12 protein-coding genes are annotated in these 20,272 nt (G+C 69.7%); 5 read left to right on the forward strand and 7 right to left on the reverse strand.

Translation table 11 applies throughout. From position 1 onward, the window contains the following. The first annotated feature begins 45 nt into the window (after positions 1-45). Complete coding sequence (locus PK98_RS12685; protein WP_039097221.1) at positions 46-2,391, forward strand: glycoside hydrolase family 127 protein; 2,346 nt, start codon at positions 46-48, stop codon at positions 2,389-2,391. 58 nt (positions 2,392-2,449) lie between these two features. Here the strand turns inward: PK98_RS12685 and PK98_RS12690 are convergent, their stop codons facing one another. Further along, entirely contained in the window at positions 2,450-4,432 is a 1,983-nt protein-coding gene (locus tag PK98_RS12690; RefSeq protein WP_456062130.1) for a rhamnogalacturonan lyase, read from the reverse strand. A gap of 127 nt (positions 4,433-4,559) precedes the next feature. Continuing rightward, positions 4,560-5,264, reverse strand: coding sequence for a DUF6250 domain-containing protein (locus PK98_RS12695; protein ID WP_039097222.1), 705 nt, complete (start codon positions 5,262-5,264; stop codon positions 4,560-4,562). 79 nt (positions 5,265-5,343) lie between these two features. Here PK98_RS12695 and PK98_RS12700 point away from each other — a divergent pair, with 79 nt between their 5' ends. Both PK98_RS12700 and PK98_RS12705 read left to right on the forward strand, forming a co-directional pair. After that, the gene (locus tag PK98_RS12700; protein WP_039097223.1) at positions 5,344-6,297 is read left to right on the forward strand and encodes an alpha/beta hydrolase; all 954 of its coding nucleotides are present in this window, start codon (positions 5,344-5,346) and stop codon (positions 6,295-6,297) included. After that, the gene (locus tag PK98_RS12705; protein ID WP_235425504.1) at positions 6,294-7,310 is read left to right on the forward strand and encodes a glycoside hydrolase family protein; all 1,017 of its coding nucleotides are present in this window, start codon (positions 6,294-6,296) and stop codon (positions 7,308-7,310) included. The genes PK98_RS12700 and PK98_RS12705 overlap by 4 nt, the downstream gene beginning before the upstream one ends. A 4-nt stretch (positions 7,311-7,314) precedes the next feature. Here PK98_RS12705 and PK98_RS12710 read toward each other — a convergent pair whose 3' ends face one another. Beyond that, the gene (locus PK98_RS12710) at positions 7,315-8,379 is read right to left on the reverse strand and encodes a glycoside hydrolase family 43 protein (protein ID WP_039097684.1); all 1,065 of its coding nucleotides are present in this window, start codon (positions 8,377-8,379) and stop codon (positions 7,315-7,317) included. 84 nt (positions 8,380-8,463) lie between these two features. On the opposite strand from PK98_RS12710, the gene PK98_RS12715 reads away from it, so the two are divergent. Further along, the gene (locus PK98_RS12715) at positions 8,464-9,258 is read left to right on the forward strand and encodes a rhamnogalacturonan acetylesterase (RefSeq protein WP_039097224.1); all 795 of its coding nucleotides are present in this window, start codon (positions 8,464-8,466) and stop codon (positions 9,256-9,258) included. 46 nt (positions 9,259-9,304) lie between these two features. On the opposite strand, the gene pelA is transcribed toward PK98_RS12715, so the two are convergent. The 3 genes from pelA to PK98_RS12730 are packed head-to-tail and all read right to left on the reverse strand — an operon-like array spanning position 9,305 to position 14,752. Beyond that, positions 9,305-10,615: a pectate lyase gene (gene pelA / locus PK98_RS12720; protein ID WP_235425505.1), complete on the reverse strand. Its 1,311-nt coding sequence runs from the start codon at positions 10,613-10,615 to the stop codon at positions 9,305-9,307. 22 nt (positions 10,616-10,637) lie between these two features. After that, a complete protein-coding gene (locus PK98_RS12725) occupies positions 10,638-11,642 on the reverse strand; it encodes a pectinesterase family protein (protein WP_200885034.1) in 1,005 nt (334 codons plus the stop codon). After that, a complete protein-coding gene (locus PK98_RS12730) occupies positions 11,639-14,752 on the reverse strand; it encodes a sugar-binding domain-containing protein (protein ID WP_039097226.1) in 3,114 nt (1,037 codons plus the stop codon). Before PK98_RS12730 ends, PK98_RS12725 begins: the two co-directional genes overlap by 4 nt. Positions 14,753-15,130: 378 nt before the next feature. Between PK98_RS12730 and PK98_RS12735 the strand changes: the two genes are divergently transcribed. After that, complete coding sequence (locus tag PK98_RS12735; RefSeq protein WP_200885035.1) at positions 15,131-17,812, forward strand: glycoside hydrolase family 3 C-terminal domain-containing protein; 2,682 nt, start codon at positions 15,131-15,133, stop codon at positions 17,810-17,812. A 4-nt stretch (positions 17,813-17,816) separates the two neighbouring features. On the opposite strand, the gene PK98_RS12740 is transcribed toward PK98_RS12735, so the two are convergent. Continuing rightward, positions 17,817-20,264, reverse strand: coding sequence for a glycoside hydrolase family 95 protein (locus tag PK98_RS12740; protein WP_039097228.1), 2,448 nt, complete (start codon positions 20,262-20,264; stop codon positions 17,817-17,819). Between the last annotated feature and the right edge of the window lie 8 nt (positions 20,265-20,272).

The following is a 20,272-nucleotide window of genomic DNA, read 5'->3' on the forward strand; positions in this document are numbered from 1 at the left end:
CGGATCGCTGGTAAAGTCCGACAAAAGGACTGTGAGAGGTTTGCCATGTTGATCACCCGCCGCGTGCTGCTGGGCAGCGCCAGCATCCTTGCCGTCTCGCTGTCCGCCGGCGGCGCGCTGGCGCAGATCGCCGCCTCGGCGCAGCGCCGGGTGGAACCGGTGCCGCTGCGCCATGTACGGCTGCGGCCCTCGCTGTTTGCCGACTCCCTTGCCGCCAATCGCGACTACCTGCTGGCGCTCGATCCCGAACGGCTGCTGCACAACTTCTACCGCTCGGCCAACCTGCCGGCGCCGCAGCCGGTCTATGGCGGGTGGGAGGCGATGGGCATTGCCGGCCACTCGCTGGGCCACTGGCTGACGGGTTGCGCGCTGATCGTGGCCGGCAGCGATGATGCACAGATCGCAGGCCGGCTGGACCATGCGCTGGCGGAGATGGCGCGCATCCAGGCGGCGCATGGCGACGGCTATCTCGGCGGCACCACCGTGGAGCGCGATGGCGAGACGGTCGACGGCAAGGTGGTGTTCGAGGAGGTACGCCGCGGTGACATCCGCAGCGGCGGGTTCGACCTCAATGGCGGCTGGGTGCCGCTGTACACCTGGCACAAGGTCCATGCCGGCCTCCTGGACGCCCACATGCTGGCCGGCAATCCACGTGCCATGCCGATCATGCTCGGTCTGGCCACCTATCTGGCCGACGTGCTGGAGCCGCTGACGGACGCGCAGCTGCAGCGCGTGCTGCATGCCGAACATGGCGGCCTGAACGAGACCTATGCCGAAACCTACGCTCTGACCGGTGATCCGCGCTGGCTGCGCCTGGCCGAACGCATCCGGCACAAGGCGGTGCTCGACCCGCTGACCGCGCAGACGGACAGGCTGGCCGGGCTGCATGCCAACACGCAGATCCCCAAGGTGATCGGCCTCGCCCGCCTGCACGAGCTGACCGGCGACCCGGCGCATGCGGCGACCGTGCGCTTCTTCCACCAGACGGTCACCGGCCATCACACCTATGTGATCGGCGGCAATTCCGAACGCGAGCATTTCGGCGAGCCGGACCGCCTGTCCACCCGCATCACCGAGGCGACCTGCGAGGCGTGCAACAGCTACAACATGATGAAGCTGACGCGGCACCTGTACAGCTGGCAGCCGGAGGCACGCTGGTTCGACTATTACGAGCGGGTGCAGCTGAACCACATCATGGCGCACCAGCGGCCCAGCGACGGGCGCTTCGTCTATTTCATGCCGCTCGCCGCCGGGGCGCGGCGGGTTTATTCCAGCCCGGAGGACAGCTTCTGGTGCTGTGTCGGCTCCGGCATGGAAAGCCACGCCAAGCATGGCGATTCCATCTGGTGGGCGGATGAGGACACGCTGTACCTGAACCTGTTCATCCCGTCGGAGCTGGACTGGGCGGAGCGCAACCTGGCGGTGACGCTCGACACCGCCATGCCGCTGGACGGTAGCGCCACGCTGACCGTGCGCCGTGCACCGCGCACGACCCACGCCATCGCGGTGCGCCTGCCCGGCTGGGCCGAAGGTGCGGCCCTGACCCTGAACGGGGAGCCGGCATCCTTCGCCACCCGCAACGGCTATGCCGTGCTGCAGCGCCGCTGGCGTGCCGGCGACACGATCGGCGTGACCCTGCCGATGACGTTGCAGGCGGAACCGACGCCCGACGATCCGGCGACCGTGGCCTTCACACACGGGCCGCTGGTGCTGGCGGCCGACCTGGGGTCGGCGGATGAGCAGTTCGGCGGGATCGGCCCCGCACTGATCGCCACCGGCGCGGCCACCACCGCGCTGGCGGCGGACGGCGCGGGCCGCTTTCGGGCGGCTGGCGCATTGGGCGAGGAGCTGCGGCTACTGCCCTTCTTCAACCAGTATGATCGCCGCGCCGCGGTCTACTTCCGGACCTTCACGCCGGACGGCTGGGCGGCAGCGCGCGAGGAATATGTCCAGGCGGCTGAGGCGTCGCAGGCGCTGGCCCGGCGCACGGTGGACGTGCTGTATCTGGGCGAGATGCAGCCGGAGCGGGACCATCAGTTCGCTTCCGACCGGAGCGAGGTGGTGAACTGGAGCGGCCGTTCGGCCCGGCGCCTGCGACCGGGCGAGTCGTTGCAGGTGCTGCTGGCACGGCGCCCCGGCCCCGCGATCCTGCGGCTGATGGTGGCGAAGGGTGACGTCGACCGGCGCATGATCGTGAGCGTCGACGGGCAGGAACTGGCAACCGGCACCGCCCCTGGCGTGACCGTCGGCAATCTGGCGGCGGTGGACTACATCATCCCGTCCGCCGGGGAGCAGGGCCGCGATCATGCAGAGGTGCAGGTCACCGCCGACAAGGAGGATGCGGTGGTCTACGAGATGCGGATGATGGCGCCGGAGGCGGCCAGCACCTGACATCGCCTTCCGTCATCGCGAGCGCGGCCGTCGGTGCGCTCGCGATGACGAGGCGGGATTACTTCCCGGCCACCTTGCCGGCCAGGTCGAAGCCCGGATGCGGCGGCTGGTTGTAGGCGGTGTTCTGCCAGGCGACGGCTGCGCGATAGACCGGGTCGTGCATCAGCGTCACCAGCCGGTGCTCGGTGGAATAGGGCGTGGTGTAGATGCGCAGCGCCCGGCTGTCCTCTGTCCGCACGATCAGCTCCTCCCGCCAGTCGCCCAGGATGTCGGCCGACAGTGCGGGGTTCTTCTTGGTGCCGTTGCCGGAGGCGACGTCGGCCGGCTGCAGCAGGGTGCTTTCGCTTGCCGCCTGCCAGTCCCACTTGGTGATGACGGTGCCGTCCAGCAGCTCGCGGGTGGCGTCCCCGTCCCACCAGATCGCGAAGTTGGCGGCTCGCGGCTTGGCGGAACCGATCGCCTCCCCCTTGGCGTTGTACAGGCTCGGGCTGTTGCTGGCCCAGCTTTCCGCACCCGGATGGCGCGGGTCGATGTCGGCGGCGATGCCGCGGCCTGTATCCTCCTGCGCCGGCGTGGACCACAGCACCTCGCCGGTGCGCGCATCCATCATGGCGGCACCGCGATTGCCGCTGGCGCGCATGTTCTCGTGCACGCCGAACTTCTCCAGGCCCGGACGCGTGGGATCGAGGTCGGACACATGCATGGCGTCGCCATGGCCCATGCCGCTACTCCACAGCCCGGCGCCATTATCGTCCAGCGCCATGGCGCCATAGATGATCTCGTCCCGGCCATCGCCGTCGACATCGGCCACCGACAGCTGATGATTGCCCTGTCCGCCGAACCGTTCGTTGCCGGGCACCGTGGAATCGAACAGCCAACGCTTCATCAACTGGCCATCACGGAAGTCGAAGGCCGCCACGGTGGTGCGCGTGTAGTAGCCGCGCGCCATGATTATGGAGGGCCGCTGCCCGTCCAGCCAGGCGACGCCCGCCAGCATCCGGTCCGACCGGTTGCCGTACTTGTCGCCCCACGTCGCCTCCGCCTGCTCGGGGGTGGGATTGTCCGTTTCCGGATGCCGCCGCGGCTCGAACGGCACGCTGGCGAGCGCGCGCCCGGTCGGCCCGTCGAATACGGTGAGATATTCCGGGCCGGACAGGATGCGCCCGGTGGTCCGCGCCACGCGGCTGCCGTCCGCCGCCGTTTCCGAGCCAGTGCGGTCGGCGCTGGCCACCGTGGCATCGCCGGCGCGCCAGTCGGCCGACGCATCGCCGATCACGGTGCCGGTGCCGTCCACCGTCCCGTCCGCGGTCTTGACCGCCAGCTCGGACCGGCCGTCCCCGTCGAAATCCGCCACCATGAACTGCGTGTAGTGCGCGCCCGAGCGGATGTTGCGGCCCAGGTCGATCCGCCACAGGCGGGTGCCGTCCAGCGTGTAGGCGTCCAGCAGCGTCGGCCCGGTATAGCCGCTCTGCGCATTGTCCTTCGCGTTGCTCGGGTACCACTTCACGATCAGCTCGTACCGGCCGTCCCCGTCCAGATCGCCGACCGAGGCGTCGTTGGCGGTGTAGGTGTAGGCTTCGCCGGTGGGCGTGGTGCCGCCGTCGGGCAGCTGCAGCGGTACGTTGAGGTAGCCCTCCGCCAGCACCGGCGCAGGCGCGCTCTGCTGCCCTTCGCGGCCGCCGGTGATTGCCGCCACGCTGTAGCGGGCGCCGGCGCCACCGGACCCGTCCACGAAGATCGTCGCGCCGGTCAGCGGCTGGGCCGTGATGCGCTGCCCGTCACGATAGATTGCGAAAGCGGTGCCGGCAGGATCATCCGCCAGCAGCCGCCAGCTGACCAGTGTGCCGCCGCTCTGCGCCGGCACGGCAACCACGCCGCGATCCAGCCGCTCCAGCTGGCGGCCGTTCACCGCCAGCGTGCCGCCGGAGCCTGCGGCCGCCTGGCCTGTCGGGGTTGTTGCGCTGGCGAGTGGCGCCTGCATGCCGCAGCCGGCCAGCGCGATCGTGGCCGTGCAGGCCAGAAGTGTGAATGTGTGCCGCAAGATCGTATCTCCCTGTCGCCGGACTTGCCGCCCGTTCTGCGTCTTGCGGTATTTGTCGTATAAGTAGCGGCATGACGCAACCCTTCCCACGATATGAAGGGCTGTCCCAATTGTCGCGAGTTGTAACCTACAGACGCCAGACCGCGAAATCGCGGACTGCCAGATGGCTCCAGGTCGTGCGCAGGCCGAAATGGCCGCGAGTGTAGGGTGCGGGGTCGCGCATGGTGAAGACGGGCGCGCCGTCGCGCAGCACCGCGATGTGCGGGCCGTCTGCGATCAGGCGGATGCGGATCGGCTGGTTGGGCACGATCATGGCGGCGGGATCGGTCCGGTCATGTTCGGGCAGCAGCGGCCGGTCGCCGTCGCGCCCGACATAGCGGCGGAGGCGGGTGGTGGTGTTCCGGTTGCCGCCGATGCCGACATAATACATCCGCAGGCGATCGTAGTCGGTGAAGGCGCCGCTGCGCGGCACATCCAGCACATTGCCGGTGGCGGCGCGGGTGTCCGTGGCCATCCAGAACGCGTTGACGTCGCTGACCTGGTCGAGCGGTCCGCCTGCGCTGATCGCCGTCACCGTATAGTCGATCGCCACCGGTCCGCTCAGCTCGGGCCGGAACCACAGGGTGATGCCGGCCGGTGCGGCGATGTCCAGCACGCCATCGGCGGCGCTGACCTGCGCGGGCTGCTCCGCCTCCACCAGCCATTGATCCAGCCCATGGCGGAAGTCGTCGCTGTGCAGCAGCACAGGATCGCGCCTGCCATGCACGCAGCCACCGGCCAGCAGCGTCGCGCCTATGCCGGCAAGCACCCGCCGCCGCCCGATCTCGCCCATGGTCCTGATCCCTTTAAGGCCGTGACAATCCCGGCCTGTCGTGCATTGTGGAACAAACATTCAGAATGTGGAGGATTGGATGCCGCCTGTCGAGGTCGATCGCCGCCGCCTGCTGGCCGGCGCCGCGCTGCTGCCGGTCATGGCCGCCATGCCCGCGCAGGCAGCCATCGCACGCCTGCCTTACCGCACCCTGCCCCTGTGGCCCGGCGCGGCACCCGGTGCGGAAGGGGTGACCGTCACGCAGCGCAGCGTGCTGCGCAGCCCGACCTCCTCGCCCGACGACCTGGCCTTCTATGGTATCACCCGACCCACGCTGACCTTGGTGCAGCCGGCGCAGCCGAATGGCACCGCGCTGCTGATGATTCCGGGCGGTGGCTATGAACGGATTGCCGCCAGCCCCGATGGCGGCGGCATTGCGCACCATCTGGCAGGGCTGGGCTTCCATGTGGGCGTGCTGCTGTATCGCCTGCCCTATGATGGCTGGACGGCCGGACCGGATGCCCCGCTGCAGGACGCGCAGCGTGCGCTGCGGATGCTGGCGGCGGAAAGCGGCGCGCAGCGCACCGGCACGATCGGCTTTTCCGCCGGCGGGCACCTGGCCGGTGCGCTGGCCACGCGGCACATGGATGCGACCTACGCGCCGCTCGACAGCCTGGACCAGCGCACCGCCCGGCCGGACTTCGCCGCCCTGATGTTCGCGGTGGTGACCATGACCGACCCGCATGCGCACAAGCCCAGCCGCCGCAACCTGATCGGGGCGGAGCCGTCGGCGGAGCTGATCCGGCGCCATTCGATCGAGCAGAACCTGCCCGACGACTTGCCGCCGATCTTCCTGTCCGCCGCGGTCGACGATCGCGTTGTGCCGGTGGAGAACACGCTGATGCTGCACGCCGCGCTGAAGGCGAAGGGCATGAACGCACCGTGCCATGTCTTCGACGTGGGTGGTCACGGCTTCGGTTCGGTGGAGGATGCGGGCGGGCCGGGGCATTTCTGGCCGCTGCTGTTCACCGACTGGCTGGGGCGCCAGGCGTGAGCCTGCGCGGCCTGCTCCCGCTCGCCGCGGCGCTGCTGGTATCGGCTTGTGCCACGGTCCCGGACACAGGCACGCGCATCGCGGTGCCGCTGTTCCGCGATCCGGTGCATGATGGTGCGGCCGATCCTTCGATCGTGCGCGACCCGGCCACGGGCGAATGGGTGATGTTCTACACCAACCGCCGCGGCGACCTGACCAGCGCCGATCCCAAGGATGTCAGCTGGGTCCATGACACCGCGATCGGCGTGGCCCGCTCCACCAATGGGGCCGACTGGCGCTACAGCGGCACGGCGGCGATCCCCGCGGAATGCACCGGCGCGACGCTGTGGGCACCGGATGTCGTGCGCTTCGGGGATAGCTGGCACATGTGGCTGACCGTGGTGCCGGGCGTGTTCCGCGACTGGAACGCCCCGCGCAGCATCGTCCACCTGACCAGCACGGACCTCGCCAGCTGGACCTGTGGCGAGACGCTGCAGCTCGGCTCCGACCGGGTGATCGATGCCGATGTGGTGCGGTTGCCCGATGGCCGATACCGCCTGTTCTTCAATGACGAGCGGCAGAACAAGGCGATCCGCCAGGCGGACAGCACCGACCTGGTCAACTGGACCCTGGGCGAGACGCTGGTCGACACGCCTGGCGAAGGTCCGGTGGTATGGCAGTGGCGCGGGGCCTGGTGGATGATCAGCGATGCCTGGCGCGGGCTGCTGGTCATGCGGTCGGACGATAAAGGCGCCAGCTGGCAGCGGCAGGACGGCTATCTGCTGGGCACCCCCGGCAGCGCCACGACCGACCGCTCGCTGGGCCATCATCCCGATGTGGTGGTGGCGGGCGACCGTGCCTGGCTGTTCCATTTCGTGCAGCAGGATGGCGAGGCGGAGATGGCCGGCAACCCGCAATGGGGTCGCCGCAGCGTGATCCAGCTGGTGGAACTGGTGGAGCAGGATGGCCGCCTGACAGTCACCCGCGAACCGCCGCTGCGCGCCGATGTGGCGGCGGCGTTCACGCCACGCTGACAGGTCAGCGGTGCGTGGGGTAGGCTTCCAGGTCCAGCTCGGTCGCCTCGCGGATCACCTCCACCCGGTCGTCGGCGTCGCGCATCTCGTACAGCTTGCCCAGCGCATTGGTGAAGGGGCGGTGGACCACCAGCATCAGCCGCCCGTCGAAGGCGCGGAACAGCATGCCGTGGCCGCTGTCGCGCTGCACCAGCGGCCCAAGCTGCTCCCACGGACCGGTCACCGTGCCGCTGGTGGAGCGGGCCAGCGCCTGCACATAGCCCCGCTCGCCATAGCTGGACCACAGCATCACCAGCGTGCCGGCCGCGGTGCGGAAGAATTGCGGGCCGTCGGTCACCCACACCGTGTCGCCCTGTGGCTGCGGCTGGCCGCGCGCCCAGTCCGCCGCATCGGCGCGGAACAGCAGCTGCGGCTCGCCGATCGGGCGCAGGTCATCGTCCAGCGGCACCGCCTCGATCGTGCCCACCGTGGTCTGCACCCATTCATGGGCATAGACGAACCAGGGCCGCCCCTCGGCATCGACATGCAATGTGCCGTCCAGCGTCATCCGGCTGGCCGGCACGACCGGCTCCCCGTCATTGGCCAGCGTGAACGGGCCGGCCGGGCTGTCCGCCACCGCCATCAGCGTGCCGCGGCGGTGCGGGGTACGCCTGCTGCCGGGCTCTGCCGGCAGGGCGGCGGCTTCGTTGTGGAAGGTGGTGAACAGGTACCAGCGGCCCCGCCACTGATGCACCTCGGGCGCCCAGGCGCCGCCATCGGCCCAGGTGCCTTCGGGCAGCGCGAACACCACGCGCGGGTGGCTCCAGTGCTTCAGGTCGCGACTGGCATAGGCCATCGTGCCCAGCCGCCGGTCGCCGGTCATCGCCGCCTCGTTGCGGGTGAACAGGTGATAGGTGCCAGTGTCCGCATCCGCCACGATAAAGGGATCGTGCAGCGGCATCTGTGGCAGCAACAGGGGGTAGGCCCCGGTCGTGCCTGCCGATGCGGAGGAGAGCGGCGGGGCCATGCAGCCGGGGGCAAGCAGCGCGAGCGCCAGCGCCGGCACGATATGGCTGAACCTGCTGCGCATCCCGACCAGTCCCCTTTTCTCCGGGTAGGCTTCCCACATGCTGGTTGCCGTGTCTATCCTGTGGCCAGCAAGGGAGAGCACGCGATGAGAACGGGCAAGGGCATGGCCACGCTGCTGGCGCTGGCGGCAGGATTGGGCACGGCGCAGGCGCAGGAGGCGCGCGCACCGACGCTGTTCATCGCCAGCGATTCGACGGCGCAGAACTACAATCAGGATCGCTACCCGCAGGCAGGCTGGGGCAGTTTCCTGGGCTGCGTACTGACGGGCGCCACGGTGGAGAACCGCGCGATCGGCGGGCGCAGCACGCGCACCTTTGTCAGCGAAGGGCGCTGGAACCGGCTGCTGGCCGATCTGCGCCCCGGCGACGCGGTGCTGATCCAGTTCGGTCACAACGATGCGAGTGCGGAGAAGCCCGAACGCTTTGCCGATGCGGCAACGACCTACCGCCAGAACCTGGTCAGCTTCATCGCCGATGTCCGCGCTGCCGGCGCCACGCCGGTGCTGCTGACCCCGGTGGCGCGTCGCTCGTTCGAGAACGGTCAGGCCAAGGCCGATTACCCGACCTATTCGGCGGTGGTGCGCCAGCTGGCCGAGGCGCGCGGCGTGGCGCTGGTCGATCTGGAGGGCGCCTCGCGCGCGCTGCTGGACCGGGTCGGCTATGATGCGTCGGAGGCGCTGTACCTCCACTATGCGCCGGGCGAGGCCGCACCGTGGCCGGAGGGTGTGAGCGACAATACCCATTTCAGTGAGCTGGGCGCCCGGCGTATGGCCGGGCTGGTGGCGGACGGCCTGCTGGCGACCCCGCTGGCGCCCTATGTCTCGGCCGACCGGGCCGACCTGACGCGGGAAACGCCGCTGGGCAGCAGCGCCTGCCGGTAGGGGATCGCCACCTCCCCATGCTGCGCATGGGGAGGACAGAGGTATTCTACCGCGCCGCCTGCCACGCGGCGTAGTCGCGCGCCACCGTCGTGCCGCTGCCGTTGAACCAGCCATAACCGCGCCGCCGTTCCGCGCTGATCTCGTTCACATCGTCATGGATCGACAGGTCGCGGTCGCCGAAGATCGGCTTGCCGGTCTCGATCGAATAGAACCGGGACCATAGGGGGTCGGCACCCGGTTCCGGCACCAGCCGCCGTTCGGTTTCGCTCAGGCGGCGCCATGCCATGTCCTGGACCGCATGATCCGCGAACCAGCGCACCCCTGCCTCCACCGCGCGCACGATACCCGGATCGCTGCGGTCCTGCTGCATCAGGAACGTCAGCACGGGAGCGCTTTCGCCCGTGGACAGGGCGATCATCTCGTAATTGCGGGCGGGCACCGGCTGGCGGGTGAAGGGGTCGTATTGCTGCGCCCAGATGGTCGGCTGGCCGGCCACCTCCACCTGCAGCTCCAGCAGCACCGCCACTGCGCGTGCGGCGGCGGCGGCGGCCTGGGCCTGCTGTTCCGGCGCGATGAAGCCGTAGGGGCCGGCGCCCGTGCCGACCTGCTGCAACAGCTCCGTCGTGTTGATCAGCATGTTGTCGTTCAGGGTCAGCGCATCGTGATACAGGCCCTGCAACGGCCAGACCTGCGCCCAGCCGCCGCCGGGCATCTCCGCCGCCAGCAGGTAGGCCAGCCCGCGCGCGAAGGACTGGCGGTAGGGATCACCTTCTGCGCCGGGCAGCTGTTCCTGCACCCGCGCCAGGAAGGCGAGTTCGTGGATCGTGGCGTCATTGTCCATCGTGCCGACGAAGCTCCACCCGTCGGCGCCATCCTGCGCGGCATGGGCGCCGGCCTGGCCGATGCTGATGGTGTAGCCCTGCCCGGGCGCCCGCGGTGGACCGGTGCGATCCTGGTTCTTGCCCCAGCCGCCCGCCGGCGTCTGGAAGCTGACGACATTGTCCGCGATCGCGCGCGCTTCCGCGCCGCCATACCATGCAGCGTCCCGATCCAGCGGCATGGTGCGCGCGCTGTTGCCGGTCGGCGGCGGGCCGGGCACGTCCTGCCCGCTGGCCGCCAGCGCGCTGCGTTCCGCCTCCAGCATGGCCTTGTCCCGCGCCATCGCCGCCTGCGACCGGGCAAGCCAGTCGAGCCACGCCTCCCGCTGCGGGCCGGCCGGCACGGCGGCCTCGACATCGGCAACGGTCAGCCCCTTCAGCGGCACGGTGGTGCCGATCACCTCTGCATGGGCGACAGCGGGGATTGTCATGGGGGCGGCGAGGGCCAGCAGCAGGGCCAGGGTGCGATTGTGGGTCATGTCGTTCTCCGAAGTGATCGGCTCAGCGCAGGGCGGCGAGCCCGTCCTGGATCCATTGCGTGTCGCCGCCGAAGAAGGCGTCCAGCCGCCAGCGGGCCGCCTCTTCCGCGTTCAGCTGGTGCGAGGTTGGCGCCCGGGTCGCGGGCGAGGCGCCGCGACCGGTGGAGCCATGCTCGGCATAGAACGTCGTCGGCAGCTTGTTGGTGGTGCCCGGCGTCCATTCGCGCCAGCCATCGGGGTGGACGTCCGCATCCATGCGGGTGTCCAGGAAGATCACCCGCGAATGGTCGCGCCACGGCCGGCCCAGCCAGATCTGCCCGGCCGCCGGATCGGCGGTGATGGTCGCGCGGTCGAACACATAGGCGCTGTCCTCGTCCGGCGCATTGCGGCTTTGCGCGGTAATCATCACCGTGCTGCCCGCCAGGCCGTGGATCCGGCAGTTCTCCCAATAGGCATTGGCATTGCCGAAGATGAAATCGACATGCCCCTCGATATAGGAGTCGAAGAAGTATTGGCGCGACATGCGCCCGCCCTGCCCCTTGTTGGCGTACAGCGTGTCCTGATGCCCCAGCAGCCGCACGCGCGACAGCACCGCGCGGTCGCCGGTCAGCAGCAGCGCCACCGCCTGTGACGGCGGATTGGCGGGGTTCAGCCACCAGTCGTTCTGGATCGTCAGGTTGCCGATGCGCAGGTCATCTCCGCTGGCGGTGATGGAGGCCGACTTGCCGGTGCCGCCCGCGCTCTGGGACGAATCGCCGAACACCAGCACGGTGTCCTCCGGGCGCTGGCCGGTGCCGATCAGGGTAACGCCGGGCTTGGCGATCGTCAGCTTTTCCCGCCATGTGCCCGGCGCGATGCGGATCGTGCCGCCGGTATCGGGCAGGGCGTCGATCGCTGCCTGCACGCTGCGCTGGGCGCCCGGCGCCTCGGTGGATACCTGCAGTTCGACCGGCGCCTGCGCCATGGCCGGCGCGGCCGCCAGCAGCAATGCACCCGCCAGTATCGTACCGATCACCCTGTTCATCATGCCATCTCCCCTGCCAGCCAGCGCACGGCATTGGCATAAAGCCGCCGCTGCAATGGCGCGACCATGTCGGGCAGGCGATGCACCGCCACCCGCATGCCCCTGGTCTGCGCGATCAGCGTGGCCGCCCCGGTGAAGCGGTCGTGATCGCGGCTGTAACCGGCGATGATCTCCAGGCCGTCTCCTGCCACCAGCAACCCGTTGGACGGCTGCCCTTCCACCTGGTGCAGCACGCTGGTCGCGCAATCGGCGGGGATGCCGGCGAACAGGGGGTGGGCGCGCAGGAAGTTCCAGTTGCCCATCCACGGCGCCCGCAACGTGCCGACCTGCCCGTGATAGTCGAACAGCCCCAGCACCGCCAGTTGCCGGGCGACGCCTTCGGCCAGACCGTCCTCCGGCACCAGTGCGAACAGAGGCGTGCCGGCGCGCACCGCCTCCAGCACGGCGTCCGGAATCTCGCCGCGCGTCACCACCGCTTCCTCGCCCGGCGGGCGGGCCTCCAGTCCGGTCTGCTCGCCCACCTGCCGGCGGGTGATCTCGTCCGCACTCAGGCCGGAGGCGATGATCCCGTCATAGGTACCGCCCGCGCGGAACGGCACGATCGTCACCCCGGGCAGGGCGGCCAGCTGCTGCTGCACCGATCGCGCCACGCCTGACACGGCGATGGTCAGCGGGCGCCGCGTGGCCGGGGCGGGCGGGACCACCAGCAGGTCGCGGGTGAACGTCGCATCGGGCGTGGCCGAATGGGCAAAGCGCACCTGCCAGGTGCCCGGCTGGTCGAAGGCCGGCAGCGCCACCTTCTCCGCCACCAGTTCGGAGAACACGTCCCGTCGGTGCGCCGGCACCGGCCAGCTTCCCACCCGGCGCTCCTGCCCGTCCGGAGCCACCACGCTCAGCGTCAGGTCACCCGATGCCGGCCGGTTGGTGTCGTTGAACAGGTACAGGTCCAAGGCGGCCGCTTCGCCCGGATCATAGACCAGCCGCCGCTGCTTGGCGCAGGGGCGCACCGGCAGCAGGCTGCGGCGGACGATCTCCGGATCGGCCTTGAAGCCGCGCAGATTGTCCACGATGCCCGAATGGTTCTCGATCGCGGTCGTTTCCCACCCGCTGATCGCGGCGATGTCCACGCTGTCGCCGATGCGGATGTTCTCGTGGTAGTTCTCCCACGCGTCATAGACCTTGCTGCCGACCGACAGGTAGAAGGCATCGTCCGTAGGGAATGCTGCACGGAAGCCCCACTGGTCCAGGAACGCCCCGGTCCGCTGCAGGATCACGCGGTGATCCTCCAGGTCGTAGCTCTGCCCATGCGCCTCCAGCTCGCGCACCATGGCGGCGTGGTTGTCGGCGGTGGCGCAGCCCTGCATCTCGCCGAACTCGACGATGAACGGCTTGCCGGTCTGGCGGTGGATATACTCCTCCGGCCCCTGGTAGAACCTGTCGTACCATTGATCACCTGCGCCCTGGTGGTTGACCCACCAGCCACCATGCTGCTCCACATCCGATCGCAGCATGTGGTCGCTGTAGGGCAGCAGCATCGCCTGCGCCGCACCACGCTCCACGAACCCGTCGTTCAGGATGACGCAGCGGCTGGGATCGGCGGCGTGGATCGCGCGCAGCACATGCTCCACATCCGGGTTCGCCAGGTTGGCACCGATCTCGTTCTGCAGGGTGTAGTGCACCAGGCTGGGACGGGAGCGGAAGGTGCGGGCCATGGCGACGCACTTGGCCACCATGAAATCCACGCTGAACTGGTCGGCATAGGACAGGCTCTCGCCCGGCTTCAGGTCGCGGCCGACCGCGTGGCGGCCGCCGCCCGGTTCCATCACCCGCAGCAGGCCCATGCGGTCCTGTGCGGCGAATACCTCCTCCTTGCCGACATTGCGGTGGAAATGGAGGCAGTTGAGGCCCAGCGCCTTGGCGGCGGTGACCTCCCGCTCGGCCAGCTCGATCGTGGGCCACAATCCGTTGAAGCCCCAATAGCCCCACGAAATCGCGGAATAGAGCTTCACCCGCTCGCCATTCAGCCGCAGCATGGCATCGGTGCCGACGCCATCGACACCCAGCCAGCGGAAGCCGAACTCGGCCAGCCGCTCGTCCCCGGCCCAGCCGAAGCGCAGGCGGTGCAGCACGGGATCGGCCAGCGACCACAGCCTTGCGTCGGGCTTGTTCAGGCGGAAGATCACCGTCGCGACATTGCCGTCCAGCGTCAGCTGCTCCACCGCCACCTCGGCCGGCAGCTCCGCCCCGGTGCTGTCCATCAGCGTCAGTCTCGCCAGGCCGGCCAGCGCGGCGATGTTCGCCGGCGGGGTGGTGAAGACGACCTGCATATGCCCGGTCACGACCCGCGGATCGGGCGTGTTGAGCACCCAGGCATCGGCGATATGCGCGTCCAGCGGGTGCACGCTCAGCGTCATGCCGCGATCGATCCCGCCGAAGCCGTGGGAAGCGAACAGCTTGGCCGCGCCCCACATCATGGTGGTGGAATCGCGCCAGTCATACCGGCCGCCGGGATTGGTGATGCGGATCGCCAGCCGGTTGCCCGCGCCGGGGCGCATGGCGGCGGTCAGGTCGCAATGGATCGGCAGCTCGCTCATGATCGAGTAGCCGACCAGTTGCTCGTTCAGGAACACCTCTGCCCGCAGCCGGGCGCCGCGGATGTGCAGCAGCACGCGCTTGCCGGCGGCATCGGCCGGCACGTCGATGTCACGCCACCACCACGACACGCCGCGATATGCGCCGTTCTGCGGGACGGAATCATCCTCGGCATAGCGGTACTCATCGGCGGTATAGGGGCGCAGGCCATCGACGCCCCACAGGTGCTCCTCCACCGTGGTGGGCAGCGATACGGTCAGCGCCTGCGCCGTGCCGAGCACGCCCCAGCCGCCGGTCGGCGCATTGCGGGGCAGGGCGGCGAGATCGACATCATCGGGCAGGAACAGCTGGTCCTGCTCCCACGTGGCTTCCCGGTCCAGCCACAGGTTCCAGCCGGTGTCCGGCACGCCGGCCAGCAGAGGTGCGGCATGGACACTGGGAATGAAGGGCAGCCCGGATGCCAGCGTGGCAGTCGCTCCGGCTGCGATGAACCCGCGGCGGGTCAGTGGCAGGTTGGTCATCGGGCGCCGCCATTGCTGGTGGAAGGGCAGAACGGCTGGCAGCAGCGCTGTCCATGGCACAGGTGCACCGGTGTCATTTCGCGTCCGATCCCGGCATCACAAACTCTCCCTCATGCGGCCACTGCTGGTGCGCCGCCATTGTTCTGATTACAGTAACGCTATCATGAGGCAGCGGGCCTTCGCAACCGGTTGTCATACATCCTCTCCGATATCTGACCGGCTCATTGTAACAAAGCATGGCATGTGCATGCCAACATGAAGGATGATGATTGTCCTGCCGCTACTTAGTACGCAATGATTGCAGGTGGCGGCGGGCCATACGGGAACGTCACTCTTCCGACATGCTTGCCAGCCAATACTGATAGCGTTACCTCGGCCGTGAACGGGACCGGCGCCAAGCCGCCAGAAGAGGAAGCTGACATCATGGCACCGACACGCGCAGGCCGCACCGGCATCTCCGTCAGCCTGGGCGCGATCGTCGCCGCGCTGCTGCTGGCGCCCGCCGCCCGTGCACAGGACCCGGCCGCGCTGGACGCCGCGATCACGCAGGCGGAGCAGCAGGCCGCCGCCTTCGTCGGGCAGATGACGCTGGCGGAGAAGGCCTCGCAGATTCCCGACGCCTCCCCGGCGATCGAGCGGCTCGGCATTCCCGGCTACAACTGGTGGAGCGAGGGGCTGCATGGCGTGGCCCGGGCGGGCGAGGCGACGGTGTTCCCGCAGGCGATCGGCATGGCCGCGACCTGGGATGTGCCGCTGATCCAGCGGACGGCGGATGTGATCGCCAGCGAGTTCCGCGCCAAGTACCTCGCCACGCGCAAGCCCGATGGCAGTTCCGCCCAGTATCAGGGCCTGACCGTCTGGTCGCCCAACGTGAACATCTTCCGCGATCCGCGCTGGGGTCGCGGGCAGGAGACGTGGGGCGAGGATCCGTTCCTGACCAGCCGGTTCGGCGTCGCCTTCATCGAAGGATTGCAGGGCGACGATCCGCGCATGCTGAAGACGCTGGCCACGGTGAAGCACTTCGCCGTCCATTCCGGCCCGGAGGCGGACCGGCACAGCGACGACATCCACCCCTCCGCGCACGACTTGGAAGATACTTACCTGCCTGCGTTCCGCGCCGCGGTGACGGAGGCGCGGGCGGAGGGGCTGATGTGCGCCTACAACGCCATCGACGGCGTGCCGGCCTGCGCCACGCCGATGCTGGAAGGCATCGTGCGCACCGACTGGGGCTTCCGCGGCCATGTCGTGTCGGATTGCGCGGCGATCGCCGACTTCTTTCTGGAAACCTCGCATCGCTGGCAGCCCGATCCGGAACACACCGTCGCCGCCGCGATCAATGCCGGCACCGACCTGTTCTGCCGGGAATTCGGCCGTGACAAGAGCAGCGACCCCGCGATCATCGTGCGCGCGGTGGAGCAGGGCCTGCTGACGGAAGCGGCGCTGGACCGCGCGGTGACGCGGCTGGTCACGGCGCGCATCCGGCTGGGGCTGGTCGGCGATGTCGGCGCCGGCCCCTACGCCGGGATCACGCCGACGCAGTTCGACACGCCCGAGAACGCCGCACTGGCGGGCGAGGTGGCACGCGCGTCCATGGTGCTGCTGAAGAATGACGGGCTGCTGCCGCTGGCTGCTGCGCCCCGGCGCATCGCGGTGATCGGCCCCAATGCGGACAGCGTGGATGCGCTGGTCGGCAATTACAACGGCACGCCATCGCAGCCGGTCACCGTGCTGGCCGGCATCCGCGCCCGCTTCCCGCAGGCGGACGTCACCTATGTGGAAGGCACCGGCCTGACCGGCGCGCCGCTGAAGGAAGTGGGACCCGAGCCGCTGGGCACCGTGCGGATGGAGGTGTTCGACAATCCCGACCTGTCCGGCACGCCGGTCGTGACCAGCGAGGAACTGGTGCGGTTCCGCTGGGGCCAGCCGGTGCGGGCGGACCGGACCGGTTCCGTCCGCTGGAGCGGCACGATCACCGCACCCACCAGCGGCCCCTACCAGTTCCAGCTGCGCAGCTTCGACGGCTATCGCATTCTGGTGGACGGGCAGGAGGTGGTGAACGCCTGGGACGCGGGCGAGCCGGGCGACATCGTGTCGCAGGAGGCGCAGCTGACCGCCGGCACGCCGGTCTCCATCGTGGTGGAGGCGCGCCAGAGCGGCACGCGCGGCGACCAGCAGCTGCTGTGGAGCGCGGCCGAGACGCGCGGCGATGCGGCGCTCGCCGCTGCACGGACCGCCGACCTCGTGGTCTATGTGGCCGGGCTGAACGCCAAGCTGGAAGGCGAGGAGATGCGCGTCAACGCGGCCGGCTTTGCCGGTGGCGACCGCACCAGCCTGGACCTGCCCGCGCCGCAGCAGGAACTGCTGGAACAGCTCCACGCCAGCGGCAAGCCGGTGGTGCTGGTGCTGATGAACGGCAGCGCGCTGGCGGTGAACTGGGCCGATGCCAATGTGCCCGCGATCATCGAGGCGTGGTATCCCGGCGGCCCCGGCGGGCGCGCCGTGGCGGACCTGATCGCCGGCGATTACAGCCCGTCGGGCCGGCTGCCGGTCACCTTCTACCGCTCCGTCGATGATCTGCCGCCGTTCAAGGATTACGGGATGGCGAACCGGACCTACCGCTACTTCGATGGCGAGGTGCTGTACCCGTTCGGCCATGGCCTCAGCTATACCAGCTTCGCCTACCAGCCGGTGCGGCTGAGCCAGGCGCGCGTGGCCGCCGGCGAGCCGGTGCAGGCAAGCGTGCGCGTGCGCAACAGCGGGGACCGCGACGGGGCCGAGGTGGTGCAGCTCTACGTCACCCATGACGCGCCCGGCGCGCCGCGCCGCACCCTGCGCGCCTTCCAGCGGGTGGAACTGGCCCGCGGGGAGGAACGCGACGTGACCTTCACGCTGGATGCCGAGGCGCTGAGCATGGTGGATGCGCAAGGGCGACGGCTGGTGCCGGAGGGTACGATCGGCCTGTGGATCGGCGGTGGCCAGCCCGATGCCCGCAACGGCCTGCCCGCCGTGCAAGGCGTGGCCGCGCAGGTGCAGGTGACGGGCGAACATGTGATCCGCTGACCGGTCAGGCGGGCCGCAGCTGGGGCCCGCGCAGCCGCATCACCTGCCCGGCGGTCAGGTCGATCTGGCGGGTGATCCCGCCAAAGCGCACGGTGCGGCGGCCGGCGATGGTGCTGCGCAGGGTCACGCTGTCCGGCGCACCATCCCGCCATGCCAGGTCCACCGTGCAGGCGCCGCGTGCGCGCAGGCCCCGGATGCTGCCGGTCGGCCAGGCGTCGGGCAAAGCCGGCAGCAGCAGGATGTCGTCGTCCGCACTGCTCAGCAGCATCTCGGCGATGGCCGCCGCCCCGCCGAAATTGCCGTCGATCTGGAACGGAGGATGCGCGTCGAACAGGTTGGGATAGGTGCGCCGCGGCCCGATCAGGAAGCGCAGGATGTCATGCGCCCGGTTGCCGTCGCGCAGCCGTGCCCACAGCGCGATGCGCCAGGCGGTGGCCCAGCCGGTCGCCTCGTCACCGCGGATGTTCAGCGACTGCATGGCGGCGCGCGCCAGTTCGGGCGTGGTCTCCACGCTGATCTGGCGCGCGGGATAGACGGAGTAGAGGTGGCTGACATGGCGGTGGTGCCGGTCCTGCGCCTGGTCGTCCCAGTCCTGCTGCCACTCCTGGAGCTGCCTCTGCGCGCCGATCCTGAACGGCGGCAGACGGTCGCGCAGGCTGCGCAACTGTGCCGCCAGCGCCGCATCCCGGCCCAGTATGTCGGCGGCCTGCGCCACCTGCCAGAACAGGTCGCGCAGGATGCCGGCGTCCATCGTCGGCCCGGCGCACAGCGCGCTCAGGCCGCCATGCCGGTTCTCGGGCGAGGTGGTCGGGTTGGTCACCATGTGGCCGGTGCCCGGATCCTGCACCAGCGTGTCCACGAAGAACAGCGCGGCGCCCTGCATGATCGGATAGACCGACTCCAGGAAGGCGCGATCGCGGCCATAATCGTAATGATCCCACAGATGGGTCGTCAGCCAGGCGCCGCCCATCGGCCACATGCCGTAACTGGGCGCGTCGATCGGCGCGGTGGCGCGCCACAGATCGGTATTGTGATGGCACACCCAGCCGCGCGCGCCATACATCACCTGCGCGGTGCGCGCCCCGGTGACCGCCAGGTCGCGCAGCATCGCCACCAGCGGTTCCACGCATTCGGGCAGGCTGGTCGGCTCCGCCGGCCAGTAGTTCATCTCCGTATTGATGTTCACCGTGTACTTGCCGCCCCAGGGCGGGCTGGTGGTATCGTTCCAGATCCCCTGCAGGTTGGCCGGCTGGCTGCCGGCGCGCGAACAGGCGATCAGCATGTAGCGGGCATGGTTGAAATACAGCGCCGCGAGCGAGGGATCGTCGCCCGCCTCCCCGCGTCGCACGCGCTGGTCGGTCGGCAGGTCGGCATAAGGTGCGCGCCCCAGATCCAGAGAAACGCGGCGGAACAATGCCTGATGGTCGGCGGTGGTGTCCTGCGCAATGCGCCTCCAGTCATGCCCGCGCGCAGCGTCGATCTGGCCGGCGGTGATCGCGAGCGGATCGCCGGTGACATCGTCGAAGCGCTTGTAGCTGGTCGCCATCGCCACCAGCACGGTCACCTCGTCCGCGCCGGTGACGATCAGCTGGTCGCCGTCCTGCCGCAGCGTGCCGCCCTTGTGCCGCACCAGCGCGCGCGCGGCGAAGGTGAGGGCGCCCTCGACACCCTGCGCCGCGTCGTTGCGGCCGGACAGGACCAGCTCGCCCGTGCGGCCGGCGGTCATCGCGGCGTCCTTGACCGGCGAAACGAAGGTCAGGGCCAGCGATACCGCGCCGGGCCGGTCGGCGCCGATGCGGGTGGCGACCACTTGGTGCGGGGCGGAGGCGAGCACCTCCTGCCGGTGGACGGTGCCGTCATCGCCGGTCCAGCGGGTGGTGGCGATCGCGCTGTCGAGGTCCAGCTCCCTCCGGTAGCCGGGCACCGGTGCGAGCGCGGTGGCCGGGGTCACCTCGCTGCTGATCGCGCGCGGGGCGCTGGTCGGGGGTGTGCCGGGCGTCATGCCCAGGCGGGTCAGCACCAGCCACCCGATCGTGCTGTAGTTCATCTGCTTGAGCGGGCGGGCCATCACCTTCTCACTCAGCAACGCCTCGGCCTCGGCGAACTTCTCGTCGAAGATCAGCTGGCGCACCGTCGGCAGCGCGTCGCGCGCCTCCGGGCTGTTCGGGTCGTACGGCCCGCCGGACCACATCGTGTCCTCGTTCAGCTGCAGATATTCGCGGGTGGTGCCGCCATGGACCATGGCGCCGATCCGTCCGGCGCCGACGGGCAGCGCCTCCACCCAGCTGGCGGCGGGCTGCGCATACCACAGCACGCTGTCGCTGGCGGGCAGGCTGCCGGCAGGACGGTCGGCCTCGGCTGCCGCCGCCCCGCCTGCGGGTGCCAGTGCCAGGCCGGCACCCATGAGGGTCATGGCGTCACGGCGGTCCAGCCGGGGATCGAAGCCTGTCATTGTCACTT

The organism is Croceibacterium mercuriale (genome assembly GCF_000802385.1).
In the GTDB taxonomy this organism is placed as follows: Bacteria; Pseudomonadota; Alphaproteobacteria; order Sphingomonadales; family Sphingomonadaceae; genus Croceibacterium; species Croceibacterium mercuriale.

Coding starts and splice junctions, on each gene's coding strand:
- PK98_RS12685 (WP_039097221.1), top strand. CDS start 46: ATGTTGATCACCCGCCGCGTGCTGCTGGGCAGCGCCAGCATCCTTGCC.
- PK98_RS12695 (WP_039097222.1), bottom strand. CDS start 5,264: ATGGGCGAGATCGGGCGGCGGCGGGTGCTTGCCGGCATAGGCGCGACG.
- PK98_RS12700 (WP_039097223.1), top strand. CDS start 5,344: ATGCCGCCTGTCGAGGTCGATCGCCGCCGCCTGCTGGCCGGCGCCGCG.
- PK98_RS12710 (WP_039097684.1), bottom strand. CDS start 8,379: ATGCGCAGCAGGTTCAGCCATATCGTGCCGGCGCTGGCGCTCGCGCTG.
- PK98_RS12715 (WP_039097224.1), top strand. CDS start 8,464: ATGAGAACGGGCAAGGGCATGGCCACGCTGCTGGCGCTGGCGGCAGGA.
- pelA (WP_235425505.1), bottom strand. CDS start 10,615: ATGACCCACAATCGCACCCTGGCCCTGCTGCTGGCCCTCGCCGCCCCC.
- PK98_RS12725 (WP_200885034.1), bottom strand. CDS start 11,642: ATGATGAACAGGGTGATCGGTACGATACTGGCGGGTGCATTGCTGCTG.
- PK98_RS12730 (WP_039097226.1), bottom strand. CDS start 14,752: ATGACCAACCTGCCACTGACCCGCCGCGGGTTCATCGCAGCCGGAGCG.
- PK98_RS12740 (WP_039097228.1), bottom strand. CDS start 20,264: ATGACAGGCTTCGATCCCCGGCTGGACCGCCGTGACGCCATGACCCTC.